28 protein-coding genes and 1 tRNA gene are annotated in these 24,938 nt (G+C 58.7%); 12 read left to right on the forward strand and 17 right to left on the reverse strand.

The window, feature by feature from the left end; translation table 11 throughout:
• Window positions 1-94 precede the first annotated feature (94 nt).
• From sctW to sctU, 11 genes are all read left to right on the forward strand, one after another.
• A complete protein-coding gene (gene sctW, locus HX801_RS21305; protein ID WP_177022686.1) occupies window positions 95-1,189 on the forward strand; it encodes a type III secretion system gatekeeper subunit SctW in 1,095 nt (364 codons plus the stop codon).
• Entirely contained in the window at window positions 1,186-3,282 is a 2,097-nt protein-coding gene (gene sctV / locus HX801_RS21310; RefSeq protein WP_177022687.1) for a type III secretion system export apparatus subunit SctV, read from the forward strand. Before sctW ends, sctV begins: the two co-directional genes overlap by 4 nt.
• A gap of 85 nt (window positions 3,283-3,367) precedes the next feature.
• Window positions 3,368-4,267 (forward strand): FHA domain-containing protein, encoded by a 900-nt coding sequence (locus HX801_RS21315; RefSeq protein WP_177022688.1) that lies wholly within the window; start codon window positions 3,368-3,370, stop codon window positions 4,265-4,267.
• Entirely contained in the window at window positions 4,264-5,622 is a 1,359-nt protein-coding gene (locus HX801_RS21320) for a FliI/YscN family ATPase (protein ID WP_177022689.1), read from the forward strand. The genes HX801_RS21315 and HX801_RS21320 overlap by 4 nt, the downstream gene beginning before the upstream one ends.
• Window positions 5,609-6,037 (forward strand): YscO family type III secretion system apparatus protein, encoded by a 429-nt coding sequence (locus tag HX801_RS21325; protein ID WP_003208357.1) that lies wholly within the window; start codon window positions 5,609-5,611, stop codon window positions 6,035-6,037. The genes HX801_RS21320 and HX801_RS21325 overlap by 14 nt, the downstream gene beginning before the upstream one ends.
• A complete protein-coding gene (locus tag HX801_RS32060; RefSeq protein WP_256344277.1) occupies window positions 6,034-6,492 on the forward strand; it encodes a type III secretion system HrpP C-terminal domain-containing protein in 459 nt (152 codons plus the stop codon). Before HX801_RS21325 ends, HX801_RS32060 begins: the two co-directional genes overlap by 4 nt.
• Window positions 6,489-7,502, forward strand: coding sequence for a FliM/FliN family flagellar motor switch protein (locus HX801_RS21335; protein ID WP_177022690.1), 1,014 nt, complete (start codon window positions 6,489-6,491; stop codon window positions 7,500-7,502). The genes HX801_RS32060 and HX801_RS21335 overlap by 4 nt, the downstream gene beginning before the upstream one ends.
• Complete coding sequence (gene sctR / locus HX801_RS21340) at window positions 7,499-8,152, forward strand: type III secretion system export apparatus subunit SctR (protein ID WP_003208361.1); 654 nt, start codon at window positions 7,499-7,501, stop codon at window positions 8,150-8,152. Before HX801_RS21335 ends, sctR begins: the two co-directional genes overlap by 4 nt.
• Before the next feature lie 7 nt (window positions 8,153-8,159).
• Window positions 8,160-8,423, forward strand: a complete 264-nt coding sequence (gene sctS, locus HX801_RS21345; RefSeq protein WP_003208363.1) for a type III secretion system export apparatus subunit SctS — start codon at window positions 8,160-8,162, stop codon at window positions 8,421-8,423.
• Window positions 8,424-8,433: 10 nt separating this feature from the next.
• On the forward strand, window positions 8,434-9,225 hold the full coding sequence (gene sctT / locus HX801_RS21350; RefSeq protein WP_003208364.1) for a type III secretion system export apparatus subunit SctT: 792 nt from the start codon (window positions 8,434-8,436) through the stop codon (window positions 9,223-9,225).
• Window positions 9,218-10,315: a type III secretion system export apparatus subunit SctU gene (gene sctU, locus HX801_RS21355; protein ID WP_177022691.1), complete on the forward strand. Its 1,098-nt coding sequence runs from the start codon at window positions 9,218-9,220 to the stop codon at window positions 10,313-10,315. Before sctT ends, sctU begins: the two co-directional genes overlap by 8 nt.
• Here sctU and HX801_RS21360 read toward each other — a convergent pair.
• Genes HX801_RS21360 through sctC form a run of 3 tightly spaced genes read right to left on the reverse strand, consistent with a single transcriptional unit; the run spans window position 10,312 to window position 13,009 of the window.
• On the reverse strand, window positions 10,312-10,671 hold the full coding sequence (locus tag HX801_RS21360) for a transcriptional regulator (protein ID WP_177022692.1): 360 nt from the start codon (window positions 10,669-10,671) through the stop codon (window positions 10,312-10,314). The two genes, sctU and HX801_RS21360, sit on opposite strands and share 4 nt — an antisense overlap.
• Before the next feature lie 5 nt (window positions 10,672-10,676).
• Window positions 10,677-10,871 (reverse strand): HrpT family type III secretion system protein, encoded by a 195-nt coding sequence (gene hrpT, locus HX801_RS21365; RefSeq protein ID WP_003208370.1) that lies wholly within the window; start codon window positions 10,869-10,871, stop codon window positions 10,677-10,679.
• Window positions 10,868-13,009, reverse strand: coding sequence for a type III secretion system outer membrane ring subunit SctC (gene sctC, locus HX801_RS21370; protein WP_177022693.1), 2,142 nt, complete (start codon window positions 13,007-13,009; stop codon window positions 10,868-10,870). Before sctC ends, hrpT begins: the two co-directional genes overlap by 4 nt.
• A 72-nt stretch (window positions 13,010-13,081) precedes the next feature.
• On the opposite strand from sctC, the gene HX801_RS21375 reads away from it, so the two are divergent.
• The gene (locus HX801_RS21375; protein WP_173406097.1) at window positions 13,082-13,408 is read left to right on the forward strand and encodes a hypothetical protein; all 327 of its coding nucleotides are present in this window, start codon (window positions 13,082-13,084) and stop codon (window positions 13,406-13,408) included.
• A gap of 9 nt (window positions 13,409-13,417) precedes the next feature.
• Here the strand turns inward: HX801_RS21375 and HX801_RS21380 are convergent, their stop codons facing one another.
• From HX801_RS21380 to HX801_RS21445, 14 genes are all read right to left on the reverse strand, one after another.
• Complete coding sequence (locus HX801_RS21380; RefSeq protein WP_003208375.1) at window positions 13,418-13,636, reverse strand: hypothetical protein; 219 nt, start codon at window positions 13,634-13,636, stop codon at window positions 13,418-13,420.
• 107 nt (window positions 13,637-13,743) lie between these two features.
• Window positions 13,744-14,331 carry a type III secretion system stator protein SctL gene (sctL, locus tag HX801_RS21385; protein ID WP_003208376.1) on the reverse strand — a complete coding sequence of 196 codons (588 nt, stop codon included), beginning with the start codon at window positions 14,329-14,331 and terminating at the stop codon, window positions 13,744-13,746.
• A gap of 551 nt (window positions 14,332-14,882) precedes the next feature.
• Window positions 14,883-15,689, reverse strand: a complete 807-nt coding sequence (sctJ, locus tag HX801_RS21390; protein WP_102368124.1) for a type III secretion system inner membrane ring lipoprotein SctJ — start codon at window positions 15,687-15,689, stop codon at window positions 14,883-14,885.
• A gap of 7 nt (window positions 15,690-15,696) precedes the next feature.
• Window positions 15,697-16,059, reverse strand: coding sequence for a hypothetical protein (locus HX801_RS21395; protein WP_023659153.1), 363 nt, complete (start codon window positions 16,057-16,059; stop codon window positions 15,697-15,699).
• Between the two features lie 131 nt (window positions 16,060-16,190).
• The gene (locus HX801_RS21400; RefSeq protein WP_177022694.1) at window positions 16,191-16,361 is read right to left on the reverse strand and encodes a hypothetical protein; all 171 of its coding nucleotides are present in this window, start codon (window positions 16,359-16,361) and stop codon (window positions 16,191-16,193) included.
• A 206-nt stretch (window positions 16,362-16,567) separates the two neighbouring features.
• Complete coding sequence (locus HX801_RS21405; RefSeq protein WP_177009586.1) at window positions 16,568-17,500, reverse strand: sigma 54-interacting transcriptional regulator; 933 nt, start codon at window positions 17,498-17,500, stop codon at window positions 16,568-16,570.
• Window positions 17,501-17,902: 402 nt separating this feature from the next.
• On the reverse strand, window positions 17,903-19,003 hold the full coding sequence (ychF, locus tag HX801_RS21410) for a redox-regulated ATPase YchF (RefSeq protein WP_010177033.1): 1,101 nt from the start codon (window positions 19,001-19,003) through the stop codon (window positions 17,903-17,905).
• A gap of 23 nt (window positions 19,004-19,026) precedes the next feature.
• Window positions 19,027-19,611, reverse strand: a complete 585-nt coding sequence (pth, locus tag HX801_RS21415; RefSeq protein ID WP_003208389.1) for an aminoacyl-tRNA hydrolase — start codon at window positions 19,609-19,611, stop codon at window positions 19,027-19,029.
• 165 nt (window positions 19,612-19,776) lie between these two features.
• Window positions 19,777-20,376 (reverse strand): 50S ribosomal protein L25/general stress protein Ctc, encoded by a 600-nt coding sequence (locus HX801_RS21420; RefSeq protein WP_003208391.1) that lies wholly within the window; start codon window positions 20,374-20,376, stop codon window positions 19,777-19,779.
• A 138-nt stretch (window positions 20,377-20,514) separates the two neighbouring features.
• Window positions 20,515-21,456, reverse strand: coding sequence for a ribose-phosphate pyrophosphokinase (locus HX801_RS21425; protein ID WP_003208392.1), 942 nt, complete (start codon window positions 21,454-21,456; stop codon window positions 20,515-20,517).
• A gap of 45 nt (window positions 21,457-21,501) precedes the next feature.
• Window positions 21,502-21,576: transfer RNA gene (locus HX801_RS21430), tRNA-Gln, on the reverse strand.
• A 36-nt stretch (window positions 21,577-21,612) separates the two neighbouring features.
• Window positions 21,613-22,464, reverse strand: coding sequence for a 4-(cytidine 5'-diphospho)-2-C-methyl-D-erythritol kinase (gene ispE, locus HX801_RS21435; protein WP_003208395.1), 852 nt, complete (start codon window positions 22,462-22,464; stop codon window positions 21,613-21,615).
• 1 nt (window position 22,465) lies between these two features.
• Window positions 22,466-23,083, reverse strand: a complete 618-nt coding sequence (gene lolB, locus HX801_RS21440; RefSeq protein ID WP_008432261.1) for a lipoprotein insertase outer membrane protein LolB — start codon at window positions 23,081-23,083, stop codon at window positions 22,466-22,468.
• Between the two features lie 4 nt (window positions 23,084-23,087).
• Entirely contained in the window at window positions 23,088-24,812 is a 1,725-nt protein-coding gene (locus tag HX801_RS21445; protein ID WP_008432263.1) for a tetratricopeptide repeat protein, read from the reverse strand.
• Between the last annotated feature and the right edge of the window lie 126 nt (window positions 24,813-24,938).

The following is a 24,938-nucleotide window of genomic DNA, read 5'->3' on the forward strand; positions in this document are numbered from 1 at the left end:
ATCTTTTCACATGCCCGGTATCGTCGATAAACATGGAACCGTAACGGGATTGCCAGCCACACAAGGAAACGAAACTTCCTGTCCAGGCATCTCCATGAAACTTGATCCTTCTATTGATGTGCAAAAAAACCAGAGCCTGGATCAGCCTGTTCCAGCGAGTATTGATAACCCGCCAGTTCGCCAGGCACCCGCCGGGACGGCGGTCGACAATTTCGAGGCGCTGTTCGGCCTGGAGGTTGAACTCAACAGCAAGGCCTTGAGCCGGCGTATGTTGGGGCTGGGCGTGACGCCTGTGGCGCAGTTGACACAACTCTATGAGCAACTGGGCCATCCCGCTCAGGCAACACTGGCGACCATTGCGCGCTCCATCAGGGTTCAACTGTTGCTCAAGCCCAGCCTCGAGAAGTTGCTGGAGCTGACAGGAAACGACCCGGCCCGTACGTTTGTTGTACTCAAGCAGGTGGCTGCGCAGGCACAAGCTGAAGCGCGTACCTCCGAGGCGGCGCTGGCCAGCGATGCCCTGGCGCGGCTGGAGGTCCGCTTCAAGCCGCAGATCCAGGCCGGCTTGAACATCGCGCAGGCCTTGCAGGCAAGCAATGACGACCCGAGTTTGCGGCAGGCGGTACGCAGTGTGTATTACGCCAGCGTGGTCGCCCGGCAATCGCTCGCCAGCATGATGCAGGCGCTGTTGGGGTTGTTCGGTGGCGATGAGTTTGGCCGCGGGTTGAAATTGATGCGTCGGGCCCTGGCAGACGACATTGCGGCGTATTGCCCTTCGCTCCCCACCGCCCAGCTGCGCACCTTGCTGTTGGGGTTGAGCAGTTGTGGTCAACTGGGCAGTGTGCTGGCCAGCTGCCGTGACTTGATCGATCGGCTGGCCGTATTGCACCCCGAAATTGATCGGGACACCGTAGCGCTGCTGCAGCGCATTCTCGGTTACGCGGGCACGGGCATCGCGTCTGCCGAAGTCCAGCGCCTGGCCTGCGAGTTGGGTGGGCCGGCATCATCCGTCCAGATTGTTTCGCTCAATGCCCTTTACCCCGTGCTCGGGAGCCTGCCCCTGGCGTTGTGGCGCGACAGCAAGGGCCGCCAGGAAGCGTTGCACAATTTCATGGTGGTAATGGATGAGTACGCTCGCATCGAACGAGGCTCCCGGCATGTCGGCGCGCTGCCGATAAACCACTCATGAGTGCGCTGCGGGCAGTCAACGCGATACTGCTCAAGGTTGCACAACGCGCCGAGGTGCTGGGTGCGGTCGTGATCCTGGGCATTGTGTTCATCTTTATCGTGCCGTTGCCGACCTGGCTGGTGGATATCCTGATTGCCGTCAACATTTGCATTTCGTGCCTGTTGATCGTGCTGGCGCTGTACCTGCCCGGGCCGCTTGCGTTTTCCTCGTTTCCGTCGATCCTGCTGTTGACCACCATGTTCCGCCTGGCGTTGTCGATTGCGACCACGCGCCTGATCCTGCTGGAGCAGGACGCCGGTGACATTGTGGAGGCCTTCGGCAACTTCGTGGTGGGGGGTAACCTGGCGGTGGGGTTGGTGATCTTCATGATCCTGACCATCGTCAACTTCCTGGTGATCACCAAGGGTTCGGAGCGTGTCGCCGAAGTGGCGGCGCGCTTCAGCCTGGATGCCATGCCCGGCAAGCAGATGTCCATCGACAGCGACTTGCGTGCCGGCCTGATCGATGGTGGACAGGCGCGCGACAAACGCGAGCAGTTGTCCCGTGAGAGCCAGCTGTTCGGGGCGATGGACGGGGCCATGAAGTTCGTCAAGGGCGATGCCGTGGCCGGGCTGATTATCGTGGTGATCAACTTGCTGGGCGGGTTCAGCACCGGCATGTTCCAGCATGGCATGAGCGCCGCCGACTCCATGGCGCTGTATTCGGTACTGACGATTGGCGATGGCCTGATTGCGCAGATTCCCGCACTGCTGATCTCCCTGACGGCCGGCATGATCATTACCCGTGTAGCACCGGCCGGGGCGAATAAAGGGGCCAATAACATGGGCGCCGAAATCGCCCGGCAAATGACCAGTGAGCCCAAGAGCTGGATCATTTCTTCGATCGGCATGCTGGCTTTTGCAGCGCTTCCGGGCATGCCGACGGTGGTCTTTATCCTCATTTCGCTGATGACGGGCTCGCTGGGTTATTACCTTATGCGTCAGCGTCAAAAGCAGGACGCGCCCGCAGATGCGGCGGCTGACGCCGTCCCGGCGGAGATCAACGGTGACGAAGACCTGCGCGCCTTTGATCCATCCCGGCCTTACTTGCTGCAGTTTTCATCGGGCCTGCAGGGCTCTGACCGAACAGCGCAAGTGGTTCATGGCATTCGCCAGGCCCGAAACCGCCTGGTTGCCCATATCGGCCTGACACTGCCGCCCTTTAACGTCGAGTTTATTCCCGCCTTATCCGACGATGAGTTTCGCTTTTGCGTGCACGAAGTCCCTGTGATCAAAGCTACCTTCGGTGATCGGGTCGCGGTGGAATCGGCGGCGCTGGGCGTCGAGCCACAAGCAGGTACCCAGGGTCTGGCGGAGCGAGACGAGCAAGACTGGTTATGGTTGGCGCCCGATGATCCGCTGCTCGACGATGCACAGCTTGAGCGCCATACCGCCCATGACTTGATCATCGAGCGCATGACACGCGCGATGCTGCTCAGCGGGCCGCAGTTTCTCGGTATCCAGGAGTGCAAGTCGATTCTCAGCTGGCTCGAGTTCAACCAGCCGGAGCTGGTTCAGGAGCTGCAGCGGATCATGCCGCTTTCGCGCTTCTCTGCCGTGTTGCAGCGCCTGGCCAGCGAGGGCGTTCCGCTGCGCGCGGTGCGGTTGATTGTCGAGTCGTTGATCGAGTACGGCCAACATGAGCGTGAAGCGGATGCCCTGGCCGACTATGCGCGAATCGCCCTCAAGTCGCAGATTCTGCACCAGTACAGCGAAGCTGATGGCCTGCACGCCTGGTTGTTGTCACCGCATACCGAGAATGTCCTGCGCGAGGCGCTGCGCCAGACCCAGACCGGGGTGTTCTTTTCCCTCGACAACGACAGCAGTGCGACGCTGGTGAGCTTGCTCAAGCAAGCCTTTACCGTGCGGGCCAAGAGCAAAAGTGTGCTGCTGGTTGCGCAAGACTTGCGCAGCCCCCTGCGGACATTGCTTGTGGAAGAGTTCAACCATGTGCCGGTGTTGTCGTTTGCCGAGTTGGGCAGTTCGTCGAAGGTCAAGGTGCTGGGGCGGTTTGACCTGAGTCATGACGATCTGCTGCGTGGGGCCGTGGCATGAGTACTGTTTTGGCGATTGCGCATTGCCTTGAAACGGACGGTGCTGCGTGGGGCCGGTTGGTCCGTGCGGCCATGAGGGCCTGACAATGTTTGAGCTACGAGTACTCGATGGTATGCACCAGGGGGCTGCGTTGCCGTTGTTCGGCGAGCAATGGAGCATTGGTGCGCACCCTGACGCTGACCTGGCGCTATACGACCCGGGCATTGCCGAGCGTCATGTGCGATTGCAGTGTGTTGACCAGCGCTGGTTGGTGCAGGCCGAGGGAGGGGTGATGCAGGATGCCGCCGGCCTGATCCTGGCGCAGATTGCCGACCTGGCACTCAACACGACATTTTCGATTGGCAACGTTCGGCTCTGCGTCACCCGCGCCGACCAGCCCTGGCCTCAGCCGACGGTGACTGCCGAACAGGCGCCCACGCCTGCGGCCGAGCCCCTCGTGCCGCTGAAGCTTTCTTCAATTTCGAGCACGCAGCAGAAACGCTTGATCAGCCTGGTCGTCGTCGTTGCGGTCATCATCACCGCGCTGGGCATGACCACTAGCGGTGACCGCGAAGCCCAGGCGTCGTTGATGTCACCGGTGATCCGCAAGAACGAGCTGGCCTCACCTTTCGAGGTGCGCCAGCAGTTGCTCAGGATGCTCAGCGAGCGCGAATTGATCAACCGTATAAGCATCCAGTTGGTCAATGACCAGGTGCTGCTCGACGGCGATGTACTCCAGGAAGACATGGAGTTGGTATCGCGCATGCTCAGCCGGTTTGGCGAACAGTTCGATACCGTGGTGCCGGTGATGAGCCGGGTCAGGACTCGCGACGGAACGTTCCCTTTCAAGATTTTGCAGATTGTCGGCGGCCCCAACGGTCACGTGGTTCTGGAGCAGGGGAACCGACTGTTTGTGGGGGATGAAGTGGACGGCTTGCGACTGGTACTGATCGATAACACCAAAGTGGTGTTCGACGGTAAGCAACGCTTCGAGGTGCGCTGGTGAGCCAGGACCTGCAAGCCCGTCTTGAGGCCTGGGAGCAACGCCAGTCGAGTGCGCTGGTCAGCTTCGCGCCGGTGTCGGTGCGCGGTCGTATCCAGCGGGTGAACGGCATGTTGTTGCAATGCCGGCTGCCCCAGGCGCGCATCGGTGATTTGTGCCAGGTCGAAAAGTCCATCGGTGAATACATGCTGGCGGAGATCATCGGTTTCGACCAGCAGGATGCAGTGCTCAGTGCGTTGGGCAATCTTGAAGGCGTGCGCGTGGGTGCCAGTGTGCAACGCCTGGGGGTGCCACACCGGGTACGGGTCGGCGACGATTTGCTCGGCCAGGTGCTCGATGGGTTTGGCCGGCCGATTGCGGGCGATGGCCCCAGCGCCTTTGTGGAGGCCGACATCGCAGAGGCGAGCACGGTGTTGTGCGAGGCGCCGTTACCTACCGAACGCCCGAGGATCAGCCGGGCGTTGTCCACCGGCGTACGCTCGATCGATGGATTGATCACGCTGGGAGAAGGCCAGCGCGTCGGCCTGTTCGCCGGCGCGGGCTGCGGCAAGACCACCTTGTTGGCCGAGATCGCCCGAAACGTCGAGTGCGATGTGATCGTGTTCGGGTTGATTGGTGAGCGCGGCCGCGAGCTGCGGGAATTTCTCGACCATGAGCTGGATGATCAATTGCGCGCCAAGGCGGTGCTGGTGTGTGCCACCTCCGACCGCTCGAGCATGGAACGCGCCCGCGCGGCGTTCACTGCGACAGCGCTGGCCGAAGGGTTCCGGCGCAAGGGCCAGCGGGTACTGCTGCTGATTGACTCCCTGACCCGATTTGCCCGGGCCCAGCGTGAAATCGGCCTGGCCGCGGGCGAGCCCCTGGGCCGCGGCGGCTTGCCACCGTCGGTATACAGCCTGATGCCGCGCCTGGTGGAGCGGGCCGGGCTGACCCGTGACGGAGTGATTACCGCCATCTACACCGTGCTGATCGAGCAGGACTCGATGAACGATCCGGTAGCGGATGAAGTGCGCTCCCTGCTCGACGGCCACATCGTGTTGTCACGCAAGCTGGCCGAGCGTGGCCACTACCCGGCGGTGGATGTGCTGGGCAGCCTTTCGCGGATCTTGAGCAACGTCGCCACGCCCGAGCATATAAGGGCGGGCACCGCCTTGCGCCGCTTGTTGTCGGCGTACCAGCAGATCGAACTGATGCTCAAGTTGGGCGAGTACCAACCCGGCAGTGATGCCCTGACCGACCTGGCGGTGGACAGCCGCCAGGCCGTCGATGGCTTTCTGCGCCAGGACCTGCGTGAGCCGGCCGCGATGGCGATGACGCTGGACCAATTGATGGAGTTGACCACCGATGTCCCTTTCTGAAATCGATACCTTGCGGCGTTTGCGCAAGCACCGGGCTGACCGGGCGGAGCGCGCGCTGCGTGCCGCCAAAAGGCAACAGCAAGCGCTGCTGTTGCAGATCCGGCAGGCGGCGGATGCCCTTGAGCAGACGCGGCTGGACGAAGCCCGGAAAACCGCTGAGTTGCTGAGCAAGCATCAAGGGCAAGTGATCTCGTTCCAGGACATCAAGTCCTGGAATGCCCAGGAGCGCACGTTGTCCGCCGACACCCGCCGCGAAGAAGGGCAGTTACATGAGCTGCACGGCCAGCGCGATGAGCAGTTGATCCACATCGACAGCGCGCAGAAGCAGGTTACCCAGTGCTTGCGCGAGGTTGAAAAACTCCAGGAACTGTCCCTTTTGTTGGGGCAGGAAGAAGCCGTGCAGGAAGAAACATGACGCAAGTTCCAGTGAACAGTCCTGAGCGCCCGCGTCCGGGCGAGCCTCGGGATGAACGTGAACCCGGCCTGGGGGCGATAGTGCCATGGGAGCACGGACGGTTATTTGCCCAGCTGTTTGGCAACGATGATGAAGGGGGCGGTTTCGGTTCCGCCCTACCGGGAACTCCTGCATCAAGTCATGCCGCGATGATCGCGGCCATGACCGAGCAGTTGGCACCGCGGATTCACGCCGCTGTTCAGTGGCCTTTGCACGCTGTGCTTTACCTGCCGAGCCTGGGGCGGATCAACGCCAGCGTGCGCCGCGAGCAAGGTACCTGGAACGTTGAGCTGGAGGCGCAGGAAGAGCGCACCGCGCGCTGGCTGCCTGGGGTGCGCCAGCACCTTGAGGACGGGCTGGCCGGCGCGTTGGCGCAGCCTGTCACCGTACACCTGGCACCTGTGGACCCGGCATGATCATGCCGTTTTTAACCTTGCCGGTGGTCAGCGGCGCCAATGTCGCGGCGCGGCGCAGGCTGGGGCGCGGCTTGCGCATGGCGTTTCAGGTCGCGGGGCAGAACGGTGAACTGTTGATGGAACCGGGCCGTGCCCCCGCAGGCGTCAAGCCGCTGTTTTTCGAGAGCGCCTGCGGGGTGCTGGCTTTCGCCGAACCAGGGCCGCTGTTCAGCCTGCTGGGGGAGTGCCCGGTGACGCTGGCAGAGGCCGATAACGATCCAGACTCGTGGTTCTGGGAACTGTTCCAGCACCACCTGAGCCCGCAGGTGCGGGGGCTGTTTGGCTTCCTGCGGTTGCTGCCGGCACCCAGGAAATTGAACTTCGGTTGTCGCTTCACGGTGACGCTGGGGAAGTCCAGGGTCGTGGGTTACCTGTGGCTGACTCCAGAGCGCTTGCTGGCACTGTGCGAGGCCGGTCCGTGGCAGTCGATAGCGGGGCCATTGCCGGCGTCGTTCCAGTTGGCAGTGGCGATGACCCTGGGCCGCCTGAAGCTATCCATCACGCAATTGAGCGGTGTCCGTGCCGGTGACGTGGTGATGCTTGAGCAACCCTTTTTCGATGTGCAGGGCAATGGTCACCTGTATGTCGGCAAGCACCGGCTGCAAGGGTGCATTGATGATGAATCCGGGCCGTTGTGCCTGACGCTTGTTTCGATCGAGGAAACGTCCGTGGACGAGGATTTTGCAACATCGCAGTACCCGGGGGATGAGCTGGATGAACCGGTAGTGGATGTCTTTGGCCACGAGCCTTTCGATGAGTTGAACATGACCCTGACGGTACGTTGTGGCACCCTGAACCTGACCCTGGGCGAACTGCGCAATCTCGCCCCCGGTGCGGTGTTGGGCATTGCCGGGTACGCGCCGGGCATGGCCGGGCTTTATTACGGCGACAGGCCGATAGGGCAAGGGCAGTTGGTGGAAGTAGATGGGCGCCTTGGTTTGCAGTTGTCCCGCGTGATTTTTTCGCGATGACATTTCAGGGGGTCGACCCTCTTGTCCTGGCGCTGTTTTTAGGTTCGTTGTCGCTGATGCCAATGCTGCTGATCATCTGCACATCGTTCTTGAAGATCGTGATTGTGCTGATGATCACCCGTAACGCCATCGGCGTGCAGCAGGTACCGCCGAGCATGGCCATCAACGGAATAGCGCTGGCCGCGACACTGTTCATCATGGCGCCCGTGGGGTACCAGATTGCCGAGAACGTCAAGGCCTCGCCCGTGGACACGAGTAGCGTGCAAAGCCTTCTGGAAACCGGGCAGGCGGCCATACAGCCGTTGCGTGCGTTCATGCTGCGCAACACCGATGCCGATGTGTTGACTCACCTGCTGGAAAACAGTGCGCGCATGTGGCCGCCTGAAATGGCGCAGAGCACCCAGCGCGAAGACTTGATCCTGCTGGTCCCGGCCTTCGTGCTGTCGCAACTGCAGGCGGGGTTCGAGATCGGCTTTCTGATCTACATTCCGTTCATCGTCATCGATTTGATTGTGTCCAACCTGCTGTTGGCCCTCGGTATGCAGATGGTCTCGCCCATGACCATTTCGCTGCCGCTCAAACTGCTGTTGTTCGTCATGGTTTCCGGGTGGTCGCGGCTGCTCGACAGCCTGTTCCTTTCTTACCTCTGAGTGCCCTATGGAACCGATCGTGCTGTTCAAGCAGGGCATGTTGCTGGTGGTGGTGCTGTCGGCGCCGCCGCTGATCGTGGCGGTGGTCGTCGGTGTGTTGACGTCGCTGGTGCAGGCCCTGATGCAGATACAGGACCAGACGCTGCCCTTTGGCATCAAGCTGGTTGCGGTGGGCATCACGCTGATTTTGACCGGTCGCTGGATTGGCGTGGAGCTGATCCAACTGATCAACCTGATGTTCGACATGATTGCCCGCTCGGCATTGAACTGAGGGCCTGCGTGTGCTGCTTTATCTTGAATTCCTGCCCAGCCTGCTCGTGGCCATGGCGCGCATTTATCCCTGTGCATTTCTGGTGCCTGCGTTTTGTTTCCAACATATACGCGGTATGCCCCGCCACATCATCGTGATGGTCATGGCGTTGATTCCGGCGCCCGGCATTCATGCCGTCCTGGCTGCCAAGGATTACTCCGCGCTGATGATCAGCGGGTTGGTACTCAAGGAAGCTGCCCTGGGGTTTTTGCTGGGGATTCTGTTGGCCATGCCGTTCTGGATGTTCGAGTCAGTGGGCGCACTGCTGGATAACCAGCGGGGGGCTTTGGCGGGTGGCCAACTCAACCCCTCGCTGGGGCCGGATGCGACGCCGATCGGGCACCTGTTCAAACAGTTGGTGATTTATTTGCTGATTGCCGTCCTGGGCTTGAGCGTGCTGACCCAAGTGATCTGGGACAGCTACCTGATCTGGCCGCCAACCGCCTGGTTGCCGCTGCCGGCGGTCAATGGGTTCAGTGTATTCATCGGGCTGCTGGGCGATACTTTTACCCACATGATGCTGTATGCCGCACCGTTTATTGCCGTGCTGCTGTTCCTGGAGTTCGGCTTCGCCTTGTTGGGCCTGTACAGCCCGCAATTGCAAGTCTCTACCCTGGCAACGCCGGTCAAGAGCCTGGCGGGGCTGGTTATCCTGCTGCTGTACTTCCCGCTGTTGCAGGACTTGATCGTCGGGCGCATGGCGCAGTTGGGAGACCTCAAGCATTCCCTCGGCCTGATGTTCAGGGGCTCGGGACATGAGTGATTCGGGTGAGAAAAAACACGCGGCCACGCCCAAGAAACTCAAGGATCAGCGCCAGAAAGGCCAGGTCGCCCAAAGCCAGGACGTCGGTAAGCTACTGGTGTTGACCGCCCTCAGCGAAATCGCGTTGTTCACCGCCGAAACCAGCATGCAGCGCTTCCAGCAGTTGCTGGTGTTGCCCATGTCACGTTTCGGGCAGCCCTTTGTGCGGGCGCTGGAGGAAGTGCTGACGGAAGGCTTGATCGTGTTTTTTTCCTTCGCCTTGCTGATGGCCGGATTGGCGATCGCGGTGAAGTTGATCAGCGGCTGGATTCAGTTCGGTTTCCTGTTTGCGCCGGAAAGCCTGAAGCTGAATTTCAGCCGTCTCAACCCACTCAGCCAGGTCAAGCAGATGTTCTCTGCCAAGTCAGTGACGAACCTGTTGATGGGGTTGGCCAAGGCGCTACTGCTTGCGCTGATTTTGTACGTGGTGATCAGGCCGTCACTAGGGGCCTTGATCAATCTGGCCACCAGCGACCTGCAGAGTTACATCCTCGCGCTGATCATCCTGTTTCGCCATCTGCTGCACGCTTGCCTGGGATTGCTGCTGGTCCTGGCATTGATCGACATGGCGCTGCAGAAGCACTTCTTTGCCAAGAGCATGCGCATGACTCAGGTCGAGGTGGTCAAGGAATACAAGGACATGGAGGGCGATCCTCACGTCAAGGGGCAGCGCCGCGCCCTGGCCCAACAGCTGGCCCAGGAGGAGCCGAAGGTCAAGTTGCCCAAGCTGGAGGAGGCCGACATGTTGGTGGTCAACCCGACGCACTTTGCTGTCGCGCTGTACTACCGGCCGGGCAAAACGCCGCTGCCGCTGCTGGTGGATAAAGGCACGGATGCCGAGGCCCGGAAACTGATAGACCGGGCCAAGGCGGCCGACGTGCCGGTGATCCAGTGTGTATGGCTCGCGCGCACGCTGTACGAGAAGAAGCTTGGGGCGAACATTCCCCGGGAGACGTTGCAGGCGGTAGCGTTCCTCTACCGCACCCTGCGTGAACTCAATGACGAGGCCAAGCGTGAAACGCTGGAGTTTCCGGAGCTTAAGCAACGTTAACGGTAGCGGTGCACGTCCAGCATATCGAGGCAGCCCAGCGAAAGCAGCTTGCCGATGATCTCATCTGCCTCCTCTGCACCTGCCGGCAGCGCGTGCCAGATCACCAGGGCATCCCTGGCATCGAGACAGGCAAAGCAGCCGTCAAACGCCACCGCCTGTTCAAAAAGCCGCTCCAGTACCCGTTCCAACTGTCCGGCTTCCAGCGCTCCACGGTCGACCAGCAACGCAAGCCCGGGTTTACCACCGGCCTTTAACCGGCACACGCTTATGCCCGGGCCGAGGGACAGGTGGGCGTCCTTGCCGCCCACCAGGTTATCCAGGAATACCTGGCGAGACGACGTATCGTTCGGCCCCATGGAACTTACCGTTCCAGTGAGATCGTTTGATAGTCGGAGCGCTCGCCGGCAGGGCCCGATTCGACGCGCATCTGCGGCGGCCACCAGACCACCAGCTTATCGGCGCCCGATTGCGGGCGTGAACAGGAGTCGCCCTTGCACGTCGGCGTACAACCAACGATAAGCAGGGCCAGGCCGAGGAGGGTGAGTAGGCGTTTCATGGCGCGTTCTTCCGGGTGGGGGTGATCAGGGAGGGGCGGGACACACCGATGTGTTCATCTTTGACCACGGGCCGCATGGCGATAAATACCTCCGCCTCTTCTCCCGGCTTGAGCCAGGCACGTGGCCAGACGCTGACGGCCAGGGTCTGGGAGTTGCTGCATTCTCTTTCATCGATGCGCACGTTACGGTTGAACTGATTGCGTACCACCACCACGGCCACATTGAACTGCGGGCCTGCATACCATTGGCTGCGTTCGGTGTTCAGGGCCAATAGCTCGCGGGTGCTGCACAAGGTGTCCAGGCCCAGTGGCATGGGCGCGGCCTTGAAGGCCGTGGGTACTTGCCCGCTGACGAGGTGAGCCAGGGTGCTGGTGATGTCGCTGCGCTTGATCACCGGTTGATGCTCGGCATACCGCCGGGCCAATGGCTTGAGTGCGGCCTGCAGTTCGGCTTGATCCTCCTGGGGCAAGTAGCGTGAAGGATCAGCCTGATCGCCGATCACGCGCGGCGTCAGGATAAACAGGCGTTCGCGCCGGTTGTTCTGGCGCTCGGAGGAAGAAAACAGGGCCTTGCCCAGCAGCGGAATGTCTCCCAGCAGAGGGATCTTGCTTTGTTTGTCGGTGCGTTCAGTGACATGGAAGCCACCGACCACCAGCGAACGTTTTTCCGCCATGACCGCCTGGGTGCTGACTTTGCCGCGGCGTACATCGGGGCTGGTGCGCGCGGGGTTGGACTCGTCGAAGTTACCGTCCTCGATATCAACCACCAGGTGGATCTGGTGATTGCCGCGGGTAGTGATCACCCTCGGTACCACCTGGAAGCTGGTGCCGACCGTGATGGGCAGGATGGTTGCAGTCTCGGTGCCGGCGGTGAGGTATTGGGTGCGGTTGAAATCGATCACCGCCGGCTGGTTTTCCAAAGTAAGCACCGACGGGTTGGACACCATGGTCGCCAGGCCACGTTGCTCCAATGCGCGAATATCGGCGTTGAAACGATCACGGTGCTCGATCGACAGCTGTGATGAAGACCCGGGCGCCATGTTCACGCCACCCCGGAAACGGCTGTTTTGAAAACCCCATCTAATCCCGAATTCCCGCAGTTGAGTGCGCTCGATATCAAGAATGATCGCATCGATTTCCACCAGCTTGCGGGCTACGTCGAGCTGGCTGATCAGCTCACGGTACATCGCCTGGCGCTCCGGCAGGTCGTAGATCAGGATGGCGTTGTTGCGCACATCGGCTTCGACTCGGATTTTGCTGGTGGAGACCGGTGCCCGAGGGGTGAGTGACATGCCGGTGTCCGACGGCACCGGGTTCATCGCCTGGCCGAGCATTTGCCCCAGCATCGGGTTACTCAGGCGCGGAAATACCGGGGTTATGGGTGAGGGTTGGGAGGCAGAGGGAGGGCGTGGGCTCATCCCTGAAAGCGTCGAGGCCGTGCGAGGTTCCAGCAGCCCCCGCAGCATGCTGGCAACGCCTGGGATGGTCAGTTTCTCGCCGCGATAATCAATCTGGCGGTCCGCCGCATTGGCGAACTTCAGCGGGTAGCTGAGGACGCTCTGCTTTTCATCCGGGGACTTGCGCTGGCTGCTGAACTGCTTGATCTGTTCGATATAGCGCTTGGGCCCGGAGACCAGTACGACGCCGTCCTCAGGCAATTCGCCCCAGCCGAAGCGGCTATCGAGCAAGCCTATATCGGTGAGGGCCTGCTTGAGGTCGGCGATGGTCTCGGAGGAGACCTCCAGGCGTGCAGATTCCTGTTGGTCCAGGGTGCTGACGTACAGCGTGTTGTTGTACAGGTACCACTGGAAGCGGTGCTCTACGCCGAGCCTGTCGAGAAGCGATTGTGGGGTATTGGCGCGTATCTTGCCGTTGACGTTGCCTTCGAGGAGGCCGTCGATTTGCAGTTGGGTGCCGAAGGTCTGGGCGAAGTCTTCCAGCACATCCCGCAGGGGCTTGTGTTCGGCCTCATAGGCATAGGCGGTGTTTTTCCATTCGCTGGGGACGGCGGCCAGGGTGCTTTCCAGGGGCGCCAACAACCAGGGCATGAGGATCAGGTAGCGCCAACGGGCAGGCTTTACGGCGGCGGCAGGCGAATTGACGCGCAAGCGGATGTGCTTGTCGATCTTGTTAGGCATTGAGAATTCTCTGTTTTAGTGACGCAGCGACCGAAGCGAAGTAGGCCTAAGTTTCCGGGCTGGGCTGGCAAGGTGCGCAACAATGCCCCGCCAGGTATCACGCTGGTTCAGCAGGGTTTCGAGTTTGCCAAGCAGGTGGGGCAGGGCACAGTCGCCAGGGAGTTTTTGAAGCAGCCAAAGATGACCAGTCATTGCTTCCTGCGCCAAGGCACCCTGGAAATGCCTCAGACTTTCCAGTCCGAGGCGCATCCACGCCTCCAAGGCTCTTTTGTCGACCCGATGGTGGGTCAGTTGAACACTGATCAAAAAAGCTTGTTGGTCGCGCCGCACCTTGATTTCGTCATTATCTTCAAACAACGTGATCAGCGGTTCGCTGCTACTCAACCAACGACCGAGTAACGCTTCCACTCACTGTATGCCTTCGATAACGGTCTTGGCTGTTTCGCTCATGTAATTGGTGTAGGTGGAACTGGCTGATAACGTGGCCGCGAGGAAGACTTTTTCGTCATTCATTGCCGCCAGGGCTTCGTCGTTGTTCAATCCATCGCGTTCTATCTTTTCAAAGCGCTTTTGCGAATTTTCCAGTTGCCTGTAGAGATTCGCTTGCAGGCGATAATCAAAGCTCATTGGTTTTGCTCCAGAGGATGTTACGTCCTGTGTGGCTCGACGCGTGATTCCAGTTCCACGGGTATTTCGTTAAACGTCAGCGCTCGTTGAACCGCAGCCCCTGCGTGTTATTGGGTTGAACCCGACGTGCCGGAATTCCATAGGGTTTCCACCATCGAATCCCAGTCGATCCGAAATCCACCTTCGGGCGTTTCCAGAATGAGCATTTGAGGTGCGATGTTCTCCTCGGTGCGCAGTGTCCAGGGAAGGTCTGTGTGCCTGCTCAGCCACTGGTCTACGTTTTTACGGTCCAATGGATTGCAGAGCAAAGTGGCTTCGATTCGCGGGACCTGGGTGGCCAGTAATTGCTTTAGCAGGACGCTCAGGCGTTGGGGGGAGACTGTTTCCTCCAGCAGGTTACGAATGGCCAGGCTGGTGATGGAGGCGGCAATGGGTTCAATGTTGTCGCAGATAGCCTGGCGTTCAATCTCCCAGCGTTGCAACTGAGTGTTGGCGCGTTCCCAGAACTCACGGCAAGCATTTGCGTAAAGTATTTCGCGCTGCTCTTCGGCCTGGCGTAGTAGTTCGCGCGCTTCGGCTTTGGCGCGAATAAGTAATGTGCCCGCCTGAGCACAGTCGATAAGCATCTCTCGGGCAATCAGGGTTTGTGGCAGGTCCTGGCCTTTATTCAGCTCAATTTTACGTCGGCATAACATGCAGGTTGTTTGCTCCTGATCAGGGCCACGCGTGATCATTCGTGATGGCGGTAGCTCGCCAGATGACGGCTCGCCACAGAGTATCCAGCCGACCATGACGGTCGGGCAGGTTGGAATATCTCTCCAGGTCGACTACCCGTTTATTCGCAAAGCCAAGTCGTAGGCGTTGCCATACCGCAGGCTCAACCCAGGCGCGCAGGTACTGCAGAGGATCGTCTGTGTTCAGTACCCGTGAGTCCGCAGGGAGCGCTTTGGCAAGGCGCTGACACCAGAGGTATTCATCCTCCTCCAGCAAGTGGTCGCGTACAGGCTGGCAGACACTGCCGATCAGCGTCAGCATGCGTTCGCGTTGTGGTGGGGAGGCTTGCACCAGGTGCAGCAAGGCAGGGGAGGGTGAGGGTGGCAGGCAGGGGGTGATGGCCAGTGCGGTGCTCACTCGTTCATGCCGGCTGCGACATAGATCGGTCGAGGCGATATATGGGCTGAGGACCTCCCAGTCACACGCTGGCGTTTCCCATGGGCGGGCCCACCATCGAACCCACGCCAGCTGATTACTCATGAACAGACGGGTTTAGTGAGGCATGAGCCGGTACGACAGATGAGTCATGTTGTTGATTCACCCCCCGCTTGCGCCAGATAAACGCGCCAGCCCCCGCAAGCGTCATTATGATGAGGAATGCGGTAAGACTCATGCGCCAGAAACCGAGATCGTTATCCTGAACCAGGAACGGACCAAAATAGGTCAGACGTTGCTGCTCCAGATACGCCGCGGCGGGGACAAACACTACGGTTAATTTTTGAGTGTTTTCTACAGCAGCTGCCATGCCGGGGATACTGCTGGCCACCATCCTGCGTACTCGGGGTCGGATATTATCAGGCTCAAGTCGTGGATCATGTTTGATGAACACCGAGGCTGATGCCGGTTGTACGGGCTCACCCGGGGCAATCCGTTCGGGGAGCACGACATGGACTCGAGCGACGATGACCCCGTCGATGTTCGACAAGGTTGCCTCCAGCTCCTGAGACAATGCATAGATATAGCGGGCACGTTCTTCCAGCGGTGTTGAGATAACGCCTTCTTTACGGAAGATATCGCCCAGGGTCGACCGGGCCAGTTTGGGCAGGCCAGCGGCCTCGAGCGTCCGGACCGCCCTGCTGATGTCCGACGCGTTGACGCGCACAACAACGCCGTCTTTGGCTGGCACTTTTTGGGCCCGGATTTGTTTATCCGCGAGTTCTGCAACAACCTCATTAGCCTCCTGTTCGGACAGTCGGCTATGGAGTTCTACTTTTTCACCGCAACCGGCCAGCAGCAATGCCAATGATAAAACTAATGGGGTGGTGATCCAGCGGAGCATGACTTACCTACTGAAGGTTGGTTATTTTCTCGCAACATTGCACGGTTTTGCTGATGACCTTGACTGACATGGACAGCTCCCGATGGGCGTCTGAAAGTGACTTGGCAATTTGATGCATTTCCGTTGATTTTTTATTAAGGCTCAGGTCACGCAAACCTTTGGTCGCACGTTTTGATAGCCTCGTTAAATGAGAAGACTGTTCGGATAGCGCGTTCGTACCGACCATTGAATTTTGGCTACCCGGGGAAGACGCGCGATCAACCAGGCTGGCTTGGAAAAAATTCATGTCGGAAGCAGAGGTATCAATACCTCGTGATTCAACCGTTCGTGAAACCGGGCGTTCTGTGAAGTCGTCAGCGAGCACGCGCATGTAAACCTCCGGCAAGACGCTAGGAACGTTCTTGTTGGTTTGGGAGTAATGTTGGTTTTTTTCGACGGTTCAGCATGAGCCATGCTAGCAAACGGGTTGCTTCCTCTATGTTTAATAGAGGAAGCAAAGGTTTAAAACCTTAGTTTGCCTATGTTTTCGAGTTCTTTTGTCATTATTTCGTTTTTAACCTCCTCTATTTTTAGTCGACGCATTTCAGCTTTTTTTGCCGCTTCGATATCGGAATTGTCTCCGCCACCAAGACTGCTGGCAGTAACCCGCTCGTTAACATCGATTTTACTCATAACATCACCTCTGAGTTGCTTGATTTAAATTTTTTGTTTGTTTGTGCGTTGATGCTTAACCACGAACGTAGACCCATCGTTGCCCGTCAGGCATATGAACCAAGCACATGGCTGGCCCGATCGGCGAAGTTGCTGATCATGTAGATGGCCTTTCCTTGAGTGGTTAAATGAAGATTTCAGTTCCAGAAAAACTGCTGGTCCTGGGTTTAACCTGTTCCGCCGAGTGATATATCCAGTTGTTTCATCCTGTAGTACAGCGTGCGCTTGGCAACCCCCAATTCCCCGGCTACTACATCCACGTTGCCGCCGTGACGGCGCAGCGACTCTTCAATCAGCGATTTCTCGATTTGCTGTAGCCGCGCCTTGAGGTTCATCTCTATGTCCTGATGGTCCCTCATCGACTCTGAAAGCGGCGGAAGATCCAACACAAAGCGCTTGGCTGTCGAGCGCAGTTCGCGGACGTTGCCCGGCCAGGAATGGCATAGCAATTGTTGCAGCAGCGAGCTGGATGCCAGGGGTATCGGGTATTTAAAGTACTCGGCTTCCTGGCGGACGATGTTCAGGAACAAGGGGATAATCTGCTCGCGACGTTCGCGCAGGGGAGGGAGGCTGATGCTGATTACGTTCAGGCGAAAATACAGGTCGCGCCTGAACAATCCTTGCTCGACCATTTCGTGCAGCGAATGCTGGGCGGACGCGATAACGCGCATGTCCACCGGGATAAAGCGGGTAGAACCCAATCGTTCAACGCCCCGGGACTCCAGTACCCTCAGCAGTTTGGCTTGCAGGGTGAGGGGCATGCTGTCTATTTCGTCGAGGTACAAGGTACCCAAGTGTGCGGCTTCGACAAAGCCTGCCCGTGATTGCATCGCACCGGTGTAGGCGCCGCTGTTGACCCCGAACAGTTGGCTTTCCGCCAGGCTTTCGGGAATTGCAGCACAGTTGACGGCGACGAAGTTGCCTCGCCGGCCCGATAAGCGATGGATGCGTTGGGCCAGGGTATCTTTACCGGTGCCGGTTTCCCCCAGCAAAAGTATGTCGATGTTTAAAGCCGCAGTATTGTTGATAGTGGCTTCAATGGTTGGGCATTCAGTAAATGGATCATCCGTTTCAAACGTGCTTTGATAGGAGGCCGACATATCGCTGTTGCTCCTATTGTTTCTCATTGTTTTACTGAGGGGCTTCCCTGCTGATATGGATAAGTAGAACGGAATTTAGCTGATTTGTCATTCTGTCGGAGAGTGCGAAATAGACGTTTGTGATGTGTGAAAAACCAAAAAATCTTAAGTTAAATATTATCAAGTGGGCGCTCGCTCGTGATTGCCTGATAATGGGTCGGAATAATCTTAAACTCGGGGGTGTCAGGGAGGATTGACGTATTTTTACGTATTGAGAGCTGTGGTTGTTTTATATGTTTGCCGTATTAAGATGTCAGGGGATATTTCAAAGTCGATCTTTGTAGAAAGTTGCAAACATCGCCCACAAAAAAGCCGATGCAGTGCATCGGCTTTTTGTTTTGCGGCATAGGCCGCAGGTAAAGCTTATACGTTGAAGCGGAAGTGCATCACGTCGCCATCCTTGACGATGTATTCCTTGCCTTCCAGGCGCCATTTACCGGCTTCCTTGGCACCGGCTTCACCCTTGAACTGGATGAAGTCGTTGTAGGCGATGACTTCGGCGCGGATGAAGCCTTTTTCGAAGTCGGTGTGGATCACGCCAGCCGCTTGCGGGGCAGTGGCACCGACCTTGACGGTCCAGGCGCGTACTTCTTCAACACCGGCGGTGAAGTAGGTCTGCAGGTGCAGCATTTCGTAGCCGGCACGGATCACGCGGTTCAGGCCAGGCTCTTCCAGGCCCAGGGCCTCGAGGAACATGTCTTTCTCTTCGCCGTCTTCCAGCTCGGCGATTTCCGCTTCGATCTTGTTGCACACTGGAACAACCATCGCGCCTTCTTCTTCGGCAATGGCCATGACCACGTCGAGCAGCGGGTTGTTCTCGAAACCGTCTTCAGCCACGTTGGCGATGTACATCACCGGCTTGGTAGTCAGCAGGTGGAAGCCCTTGATCACCGCCTTTTCGTCGGTGCTCATGTTCTTCATCAGGCTGCGTGCCGGCTTGCCCAGAGTGAAGTGGGCAATCAGTTGCTCCAGCAAGGCTTTCTGGACCACTGCGTCCTTGTCGCCGCCCTTGGCGTTACGCGTGACCTTTTGCAGTTGCTTCTCGCAGCTGTCGAGGTCGGCGAAGATCAGCTCCAGGTCGATGATCTCGATATCGCGTTTCGGGTCGACGCTGTTGGAGACGTGAATCACGTTCTCGTCTTCGAAGCAGCGGACCACGTGGGCGATGGCATCGGTCTCGCGGATGTTGGCGAGGAACTTGTTGCCCAGGCCTTCACCTTTCGACGCGCCGGCTACCAGGCCCGCGATGTCGACGAACTCCATGGTGGTCGGCAGGATGCGCTTTGGATTCACGATGGCCGCCAGGGCGTCCAGGCGTGTATCGGGCATCGGCACGATACCGGTGTTCGGTTCGATGGTGCAGAAGGGGAAGTTCTCCGCCGCAATACCGGATTTGGTCAGGGCGTTGAACAGGGTGGACTTGCCGACGTTAGGTAGGCCGACGATGCCGCAATTGAATCCCATGGTGTTTCCCCTCGGGTAAAGAGTCAGGCCTTCTGGCTGTGCAGGTTTTTCATCGCACGGTTCCATTCACCGGCGAAGATATCCGGCAGCACGCCGAGGGCAAAATCGATGCTGGCATCGAGTTTTTCCTGTTCGGCGCGTGGCGCACGACCCAGGACGAAATTTGAAACCATACTGGCAACGCCCGGGTGGCCAATGCCAAGCCGCAAGCGGTAGAACGTATTCTGATTGCCCAACTGCGCGATGATGTCGCGCAGGCCATTATGCCCGCCATGGCCGCCGCCTTGCTTGAGCTTGGCAACGCCGGGTGGCAGGTCTAGTTCGTCATGGGCCACCAGGATTTCTTCGGGTTTGATCCGGAAGAAGCCCGCAAGCGCCGCGACAGCCTGGCCGCTGCGGTTCATGTAGGTGGTGGGAATCAACAGACGAACATCCTGACCCTGATGCGAAAAGCGTCCGGTCAGGCCAAAATATTTGCGATCGGCCACAAGATTGACGCCTTGGGCGTGGGCGATACGCTCAACAAAAAGGGCCCCCGCGTTATGCCGGGTCTGTTCGTATTCGGCGCCTGGATTTCCCAGGCCAACGATCAGTTTAATGGCAGTCACGACAGGGGCCCTTCCTTTGGAGTTGTGGATAACATCGCCGTTGGTGCGGCGAAAGTGGACGACAAAAACTCATTAACCGTTAGAGGCCAACTTCGCATTCTCGCCCGCTTTCTCGCTACGTTCCGGTCCGCGATGTTTCCTCAAGCTCCGGCATTACAGAGTGAATTACTCTGCAGCGCCTTCTTCAGCTTCTGGTGCAACGCGTGGAGCGTGTACGTTTGCAACAGCTTTGTCGTCACCGTGAGCCAGTGCAACGAACTCAACGCCTTTAGGAGCCTTGAGGTCGGACAGGTGAACGATTGCGCCGATTTCCAGAGCCGACAGGTCGACTTCGATGAACTCAGGCAGGTCTTTCGGCAGGCAGGTCACTTCGATCTCGGCGATAACGTGCGAAACTTCGCCGCCTTTCTTGACCGGAGCTTCTTCACCAACGAAGTGCACAGGCACGATAGCGGTCAGTTTCTGACCAGCTACTACGCGTACGAAGTCAGCGTGCAGCACGTGGCCTTTAGCTGGGTGACGTTGCAGTGCCTTGATGATGACGTTCTGCTTGGTGCCGCCAACGTTCAGCTCGATGATGTGGCTGTAAGCCGCGTCGTTTTCGAGCAGTTTGGCGATTTCTTTAGCCAGCATGCTGATGGATTCAGGGGCTTTTTCGCCACCGTAAACTACAGCTGGAACCAGGCTTGCGAGACGACGCAGGCGGCGGCTCGCACCTTTCCCCAGGTCGGAACGCAGTTCAGCATTCAAAGTAAAATCGTTCATGTTGTATCTCCAAAATAACCACATTCGCCCTAGCGTTTGCGACCAGCGCTAAAGGCGATATGGGCAAAAAAGCCCCGCCCCAACAGAATGCTGGGGCGGGGCGCTTTTCGTCAGGTTGATGCTGCTAAGGTTTGACCCTTAACGGAACATCGCGCTGATCGATTCTTCGTTGCTGATGCGGCGAACCGCTTCGGCAACTACCGGTGCGATATCCAGTTGACGGATACGCGAACAGGCTTGAGCGGCAGCGGACAACGGGATGGTGTTAGTCACCACCAGTTCGTCCAGCATTGAGTTCTCGATGTTCTCGATCGCTCGGCCCGACAACACAGGGTGTGTGCAGTAGGCGAAGACTTTTGCTGCACCGTGCTCTTTCAAGGCTTTCGCCGCGTGGCACAGGGTGCCGGCGGTGTCGACCATGTCATCAACCAGAATACAGGTACGCCCTTCGACATCACCGATGATATGCATCACTTCAGAGTGATTGGCTTTCTCGCGGCGTTTGTCGATGATCCCGAGATCCACGCCCAGGGATTTGGCAACAGCCCGTGCACGCACGACGCCACCAATGTCCGGGGACACGATCATCAGGTTTTCAAAGCGCTGGTCTTCGATGTCATCCACCAGGACGGGGGAGCCGTAGATGTTATCTACCGGAATATCGAAGAACCCCTGGATTTGGTCAGCGTGCAGGTCAACCGTGAGAACACGGTCGATACCTACCACGGTCAGCATGTCAGCAACGACTTTCGCGCTGATAGCCACACGTGCGGAACGCGGACGGCGATCCTGACGGGCATAACCAAAGTAAGGGATTACAGCTGTGATTCGAGTCGCTGAGGAGCGGCGGAAGGCATCAGCCATCACGACGAGTTCCATCAGGTTATCGTTGGTCGGAGCGCAAGTCGGCTGAATAATGAAGACATCTTTACCGCGGACGTTTTCATTGATCTCGGCTGTAATTTCGCCGTCGGAGAATTTACCGACAGAGATGTCACCGAGAGGGATATGCAGCTGACGTACAACACGCCGAGCCAGATCGGGGTTAGCATTCCCCGTAAAGACCATCATCTTGGACACGCGCAGTACCTAGAGGCTGAGGGTAACCTGGATGAGTATAGAAAATGGCAGGGGCGGCTGGATTCGAACCAACGCATGGCAGGATCAAAACCTGCTGCCTTACCGCTTGGCGACGCCCCTGTATCTGTTGCAACGAGTACCCAGTACTCGGTTCCTTTAGAGCAGACTTTGCAGCTTGCGATGCAACATCGAAACGTTGCTTCCCTTTGCTACAAACCCTGTAAGGGTCTCTGTAAGAAGGGCCGAGACTTTATCAGCTTCAGCTTTGCTTGGGAAGCCCCCAAACACACAACTTCCAGTTCCGGTTAATTTTGCTTCGGTAAAATTACCTAACAAATTCAAAGCGTTACGTACATCTGGATAACGCCTTGCTACAACCGGTAAGCAGTCATTTCGACTGTTTCCCTTGGGAACGGGGCGCACTTTAATGGGAGGAGAGTTACGTGTCAACAGTGGATCTGAAAAAATTTCTGCTGTACTTACAGATACTTGCGGAACAAGCACGACATACCACGGCTCTTCGGGGTCTACAGGGGTGAGTTTCTCCCCCACGCCTTCGGCAAAAGCGGCGTGCCCACGCACGAAAACCGGGACGTCCGCGCCCAGTGTCAGGCCCAGCGCCGCCAGGCGATCGTGGTCCCAACCCAGTTGCCACAAGTGATTCAGGCCGAGCAATGTCGTTGCGGCATTTGAGCTGCCGCCACCGATGCCGCCGCCCATGGGCAGGATTTTTTCGATCCAGATGTCGATGCCCAATGGGCAACCGGATTGTTCCTGGAGTTTTTTCGCGGCCTTCACAATCAGGTTGCTGTCGTGAGGCACGCCGTCGAATTCGGTGTGCAACTGGATCACGCCGTCATCGCGAACGGCGAAGGTCAGCTCATCGCCGTAGTCGAGAAATTGAAAAATCGTCTGCAACTCGTGATAGCCGTCTTCACGGCGACCGAGAATGTGCAGCATCAAATTCAGTTTGGCCGGGGAGGGCAGGGTCAGGCGTTGCTCGTTCATCTCACTGCCCCAGCTTGCGCGGTTGCCAGTCCTTGATCACCAGCGTGACGTCAAGGTCGGTGCCATGCAGCTTGATGCGCTCGGGCAGCCAGTAACCGTTCTGTTGCACATAGCTCAGGTATTCGACCTGCCAGCCATCCTGTTCCAGCGAAGCCAGGCGGCTGTCGCCATTGAGGCTCAGGCGGCTCTTGCTGTCTGGCGCAGGAAGACCGCGTACCCACCACACCAAGTGCGATACGGGGAGTTTCCAGCCCATCTGTTCTTCCAGCAGGGCTTCCGGCGTTGGCGCTTCATAGCGGCCCTGATTGGCCACTTCCAGGCTGACTTGCCCCGGCCGGCCGGTCAGGCGAGCCGCACCGCGGCCCAGCGGGCCAGACAGGCGAATGTCGTAATAGTCCTGGCGTTGCAGCCAGAACAAGGTGCCGCTGCCCGAATCTTTCGGGGCGCGAATGCCCACCTTGCCCTCGATCTGCCAGCCATCAAGGCTGCTCAGTTGATCCTTGTGCTGCTGCCACTGCGCCGGGTTGCCCGGGCCTTCGACAGATTCACGGGTGCCAAGACCGGAACAGCCGGCAAGCAGGGCAATAAAGCTGAAAACGATAACGTGGCGCAAAAACATAAAATTAAAGGGTCTCGGATCCGGTCAGGCGCTTGATGGTGCTGCGCAGGATTGGGCTTTCGGGCTGTTCCTTGAGGAACTTCTCCCAGATTTGTCGCGCTTCACGCTGCTTGCCATTGGCCCAGAGCACTTCGCCCAGGTGTGCGGCGACTTCCTGGTCGGGGAAGCGCTCCAGCGCCTGGCGCAGCAAGCGTTCGGCTTCGTCCAGGTTGCCCAGGCGGTAATTCACCCAGCCGAGGCTGTCGAGTACGGCCGGGTCTTCCGGGTTGAGCTGGTGAGCCTTTTCAATCAGCTCCTTGGCTTCGGCGTAACGCGTTGTACGGTCGGACAAGGTGTAACCCAGGGCGTTCAGTGCCATGGCATTGTCCGGGTCGCGCTTGATGATAAGGCGCAGGTCTTTTTCCATCTGCGCCAGGTCATTGCGTTTTTCCGCCTGCATGGCGCGGGTGTACAGCAGGTTCAAGTCGTCCGGATACTGCAGCAAGGCTTGCTGGAGGATTTTCCAGGCGCGATCGCCCTGCTTGTTGGCCGACAAGGTCTCGGCCTGGATCAGGTACAGCTGGATCGCGTAGTCCGGTTCGGCATCCCGTGCGGCAGCCAGGCGTTTTTCCGCCTCGTCGGTACGGCCGTTGTTCATCAGGATATCGGCCTGGCGCAGTTGCGCCGGCAGGTAGTCATTGCCGGCGCCGACCTGAGCGTATTCAAGCAATGCAGCCTGCGGGTCGTTACGCTCTTCAGCGATGCGGCCCAGGTTCAGGTGCGCCGAATCCACGTGGCTCTCGCGGGCGATCAGGTCTTCCAGGTAACCCTTGGCCTCATCCCAGGCCTTGGCTTCCAGGCACACCAGCGCCAGGGAGTAGCGCAATTCGTCATCGTCCGGGTATTGCTGCACGAGGTTGGCGAACTGCACCTTGGCGTCTTCCATGCGGTCCTGTTCGACCAGCATGCGGGCATAGGTCAGCAGCAGGCGCTTGTCGCCCGGGTACTTCTTGATGCTTTTTTCCAGCAGCGGAATCGCTTCCTTGCCGCGGTTGAGGTTTTGCAGCAGGCGGGCGCGCAGCAGGATCGGCGCGATCTCGCCCTCTTCCGGCGGGTGTTGCTCCAGCAGCTTCAGCGCAGCCTCGGGCTCATCATCCTGTTGCAACAACAGCGCCTTGCCGAAAATCAGCTGGCTGTTGTTCGGGTGTTTTTGCAGCAGGCGGTCGAAACTCTTCATCAGGCCGTTGCGGGTGTCCTGATCGGTGTCGGCGGCCGACAGCGCGAGGAAGTCGAAATGCGTGTCGCCCTTGCCCTGCAGGACCTTCTCCATATACACCATGGAGTCGTCATAGCGTCCGGCGCGGGCCAGTTGAATGGCCGCTGCCCGTTGCGCCTCGAGATCGTCCGGGGCGTTTTTCGCCCAGATCAGCGAGGAGTCCAGGGCCGCCTGATCGGCGCCCAGGTACTCGGCGATGCGAAACGCCCGCTCCGAAATCCCCGGATCCTGAGTATTAATGGCCTGGGTCACGTAGTTATCCAGGGCAATGTCGAAACGATTGCGCTGGCCGGCCAGCTCCGCGCTCAGCAGGCTGAAGATCGTCTCTTCACTGAACGAGGAATAAACCTTGGGCTTTTCAGGGGCGGGGGTGCTGTCTTCTACCGGCGGCGTACCGTCCGGCGACACGGGTGCCATGGCCTGGCAGCCGCTGAGAAAGACAAAAGCAAGGAGCAACGCGGAAGATCTATTCATATAGGAAGAGGACGACTAACCTGCGGTCGGATCATCATGACACAAGCCTTCGGCCAAACATAACCGTGTAGGAGCGAGCTTGCTCGCGAAGAACCAGAGGACAACGCGTTTTATCCCGTAAGCCAG

It is taken from the genome of Pseudomonas sp. G1002 (assembly GCF_013385455.1).
GTDB lineage: Bacteria > Pseudomonadota > Gammaproteobacteria > Pseudomonadales > Pseudomonadaceae > Aquipseudomonas.

Excerpts from the sequence above, each read along its gene's own strand:
- sctW (WP_177022686.1), top strand. The coding sequence starts at position 95 with ATGAAACTTGATCCTTCTATTGATGTGCAAAAAAACCAGAGCCTGGAT.
- sctV (WP_177022687.1), top strand. The coding sequence starts at position 1,186 with ATGAGTGCGCTGCGGGCAGTCAACGCGATACTGCTCAAGGTTGCACAA.
- HX801_RS21315 (WP_177022688.1), top strand. The coding sequence starts at position 3,368 with ATGTTTGAGCTACGAGTACTCGATGGTATGCACCAGGGGGCTGCGTTG.
- HX801_RS21325 (WP_003208357.1), top strand. The coding sequence starts at position 5,609 with ATGTCCCTTTCTGAAATCGATACCTTGCGGCGTTTGCGCAAGCACCGG.
- HX801_RS32060 (WP_256344277.1), top strand. The coding sequence starts at position 6,034 with ATGACGCAAGTTCCAGTGAACAGTCCTGAGCGCCCGCGTCCGGGCGAG.
- HX801_RS21335 (WP_177022690.1), top strand. The coding sequence starts at position 6,489 with ATGATCATGCCGTTTTTAACCTTGCCGGTGGTCAGCGGCGCCAATGTC.
- sctR (WP_003208361.1), top strand. The coding sequence starts at position 7,499 with ATGACATTTCAGGGGGTCGACCCTCTTGTCCTGGCGCTGTTTTTAGGT.
- sctS (WP_003208363.1), top strand. The coding sequence starts at position 8,160 with ATGGAACCGATCGTGCTGTTCAAGCAGGGCATGTTGCTGGTGGTGGTG.
- sctU (WP_177022691.1), top strand. The coding sequence starts at position 9,218 with ATGAGTGATTCGGGTGAGAAAAAACACGCGGCCACGCCCAAGAAACTC.
- HX801_RS21360 (WP_177022692.1), bottom strand. The coding sequence starts at position 10,671 with ATGGGGCCGAACGATACGTCGTCTCGCCAGGTATTCCTGGATAACCTG.
- hrpT (WP_003208370.1), bottom strand. The coding sequence starts at position 10,871 with ATGAAACGCCTACTCACCCTCCTCGGCCTGGCCCTGCTTATCGTTGGT.
- sctC (WP_177022693.1), bottom strand. The coding sequence starts at position 13,009 with ATGCCTAACAAGATCGACAAGCACATCCGCTTGCGCGTCAATTCGCCT.
- HX801_RS21380 (WP_003208375.1), bottom strand. The coding sequence starts at position 13,636 with ATGAGCTTTGATTATCGCCTGCAAGCGAATCTCTACAGGCAACTGGAA.
- sctL (WP_003208376.1), bottom strand. The coding sequence starts at position 14,331 with ATGTTATGCCGACGTAAAATTGAGCTGAATAAAGGCCAGGACCTGCCA.
- sctJ (WP_102368124.1), bottom strand. The coding sequence starts at position 15,689 with ATGCTCCGCTGGATCACCACCCCATTAGTTTTATCATTGGCATTGCTG.
- HX801_RS21395 (WP_023659153.1), bottom strand. The coding sequence starts at position 16,059 with ATGCGCGTGCTCGCTGACGACTTCACAGAACGCCCGGTTTCACGAACG.
- HX801_RS21400 (WP_177022694.1), bottom strand. The coding sequence starts at position 16,361 with ATGAGTAAAATCGATGTTAACGAGCGGGTTACTGCCAGCAGTCTTGGT.
- HX801_RS21405 (WP_177009586.1), bottom strand. The coding sequence starts at position 17,500 with ATGTCGGCCTCCTATCAAAGCACGTTTGAAACGGATGATCCATTTACT.
- ychF (WP_010177033.1), bottom strand. The coding sequence starts at position 19,003 with ATGGGATTCAATTGCGGCATCGTCGGCCTACCTAACGTCGGCAAGTCC.
- HX801_RS21420 (WP_003208391.1), bottom strand. The coding sequence starts at position 20,376 with ATGAACGATTTTACTTTGAATGCTGAACTGCGTTCCGACCTGGGGAAA.
- ispE (WP_003208395.1), bottom strand. The coding sequence starts at position 22,464 with ATGAACGAGCAACGCCTGACCCTGCCCTCCCCGGCCAAACTGAATTTG.
- lolB (WP_008432261.1), bottom strand. The coding sequence starts at position 23,083 with ATGTTTTTGCGCCACGTTATCGTTTTCAGCTTTATTGCCCTGCTTGCC.
- HX801_RS21445 (WP_008432263.1), bottom strand. The coding sequence starts at position 24,812 with ATGAATAGATCTTCCGCGTTGCTCCTTGCTTTTGTCTTTCTCAGCGGC.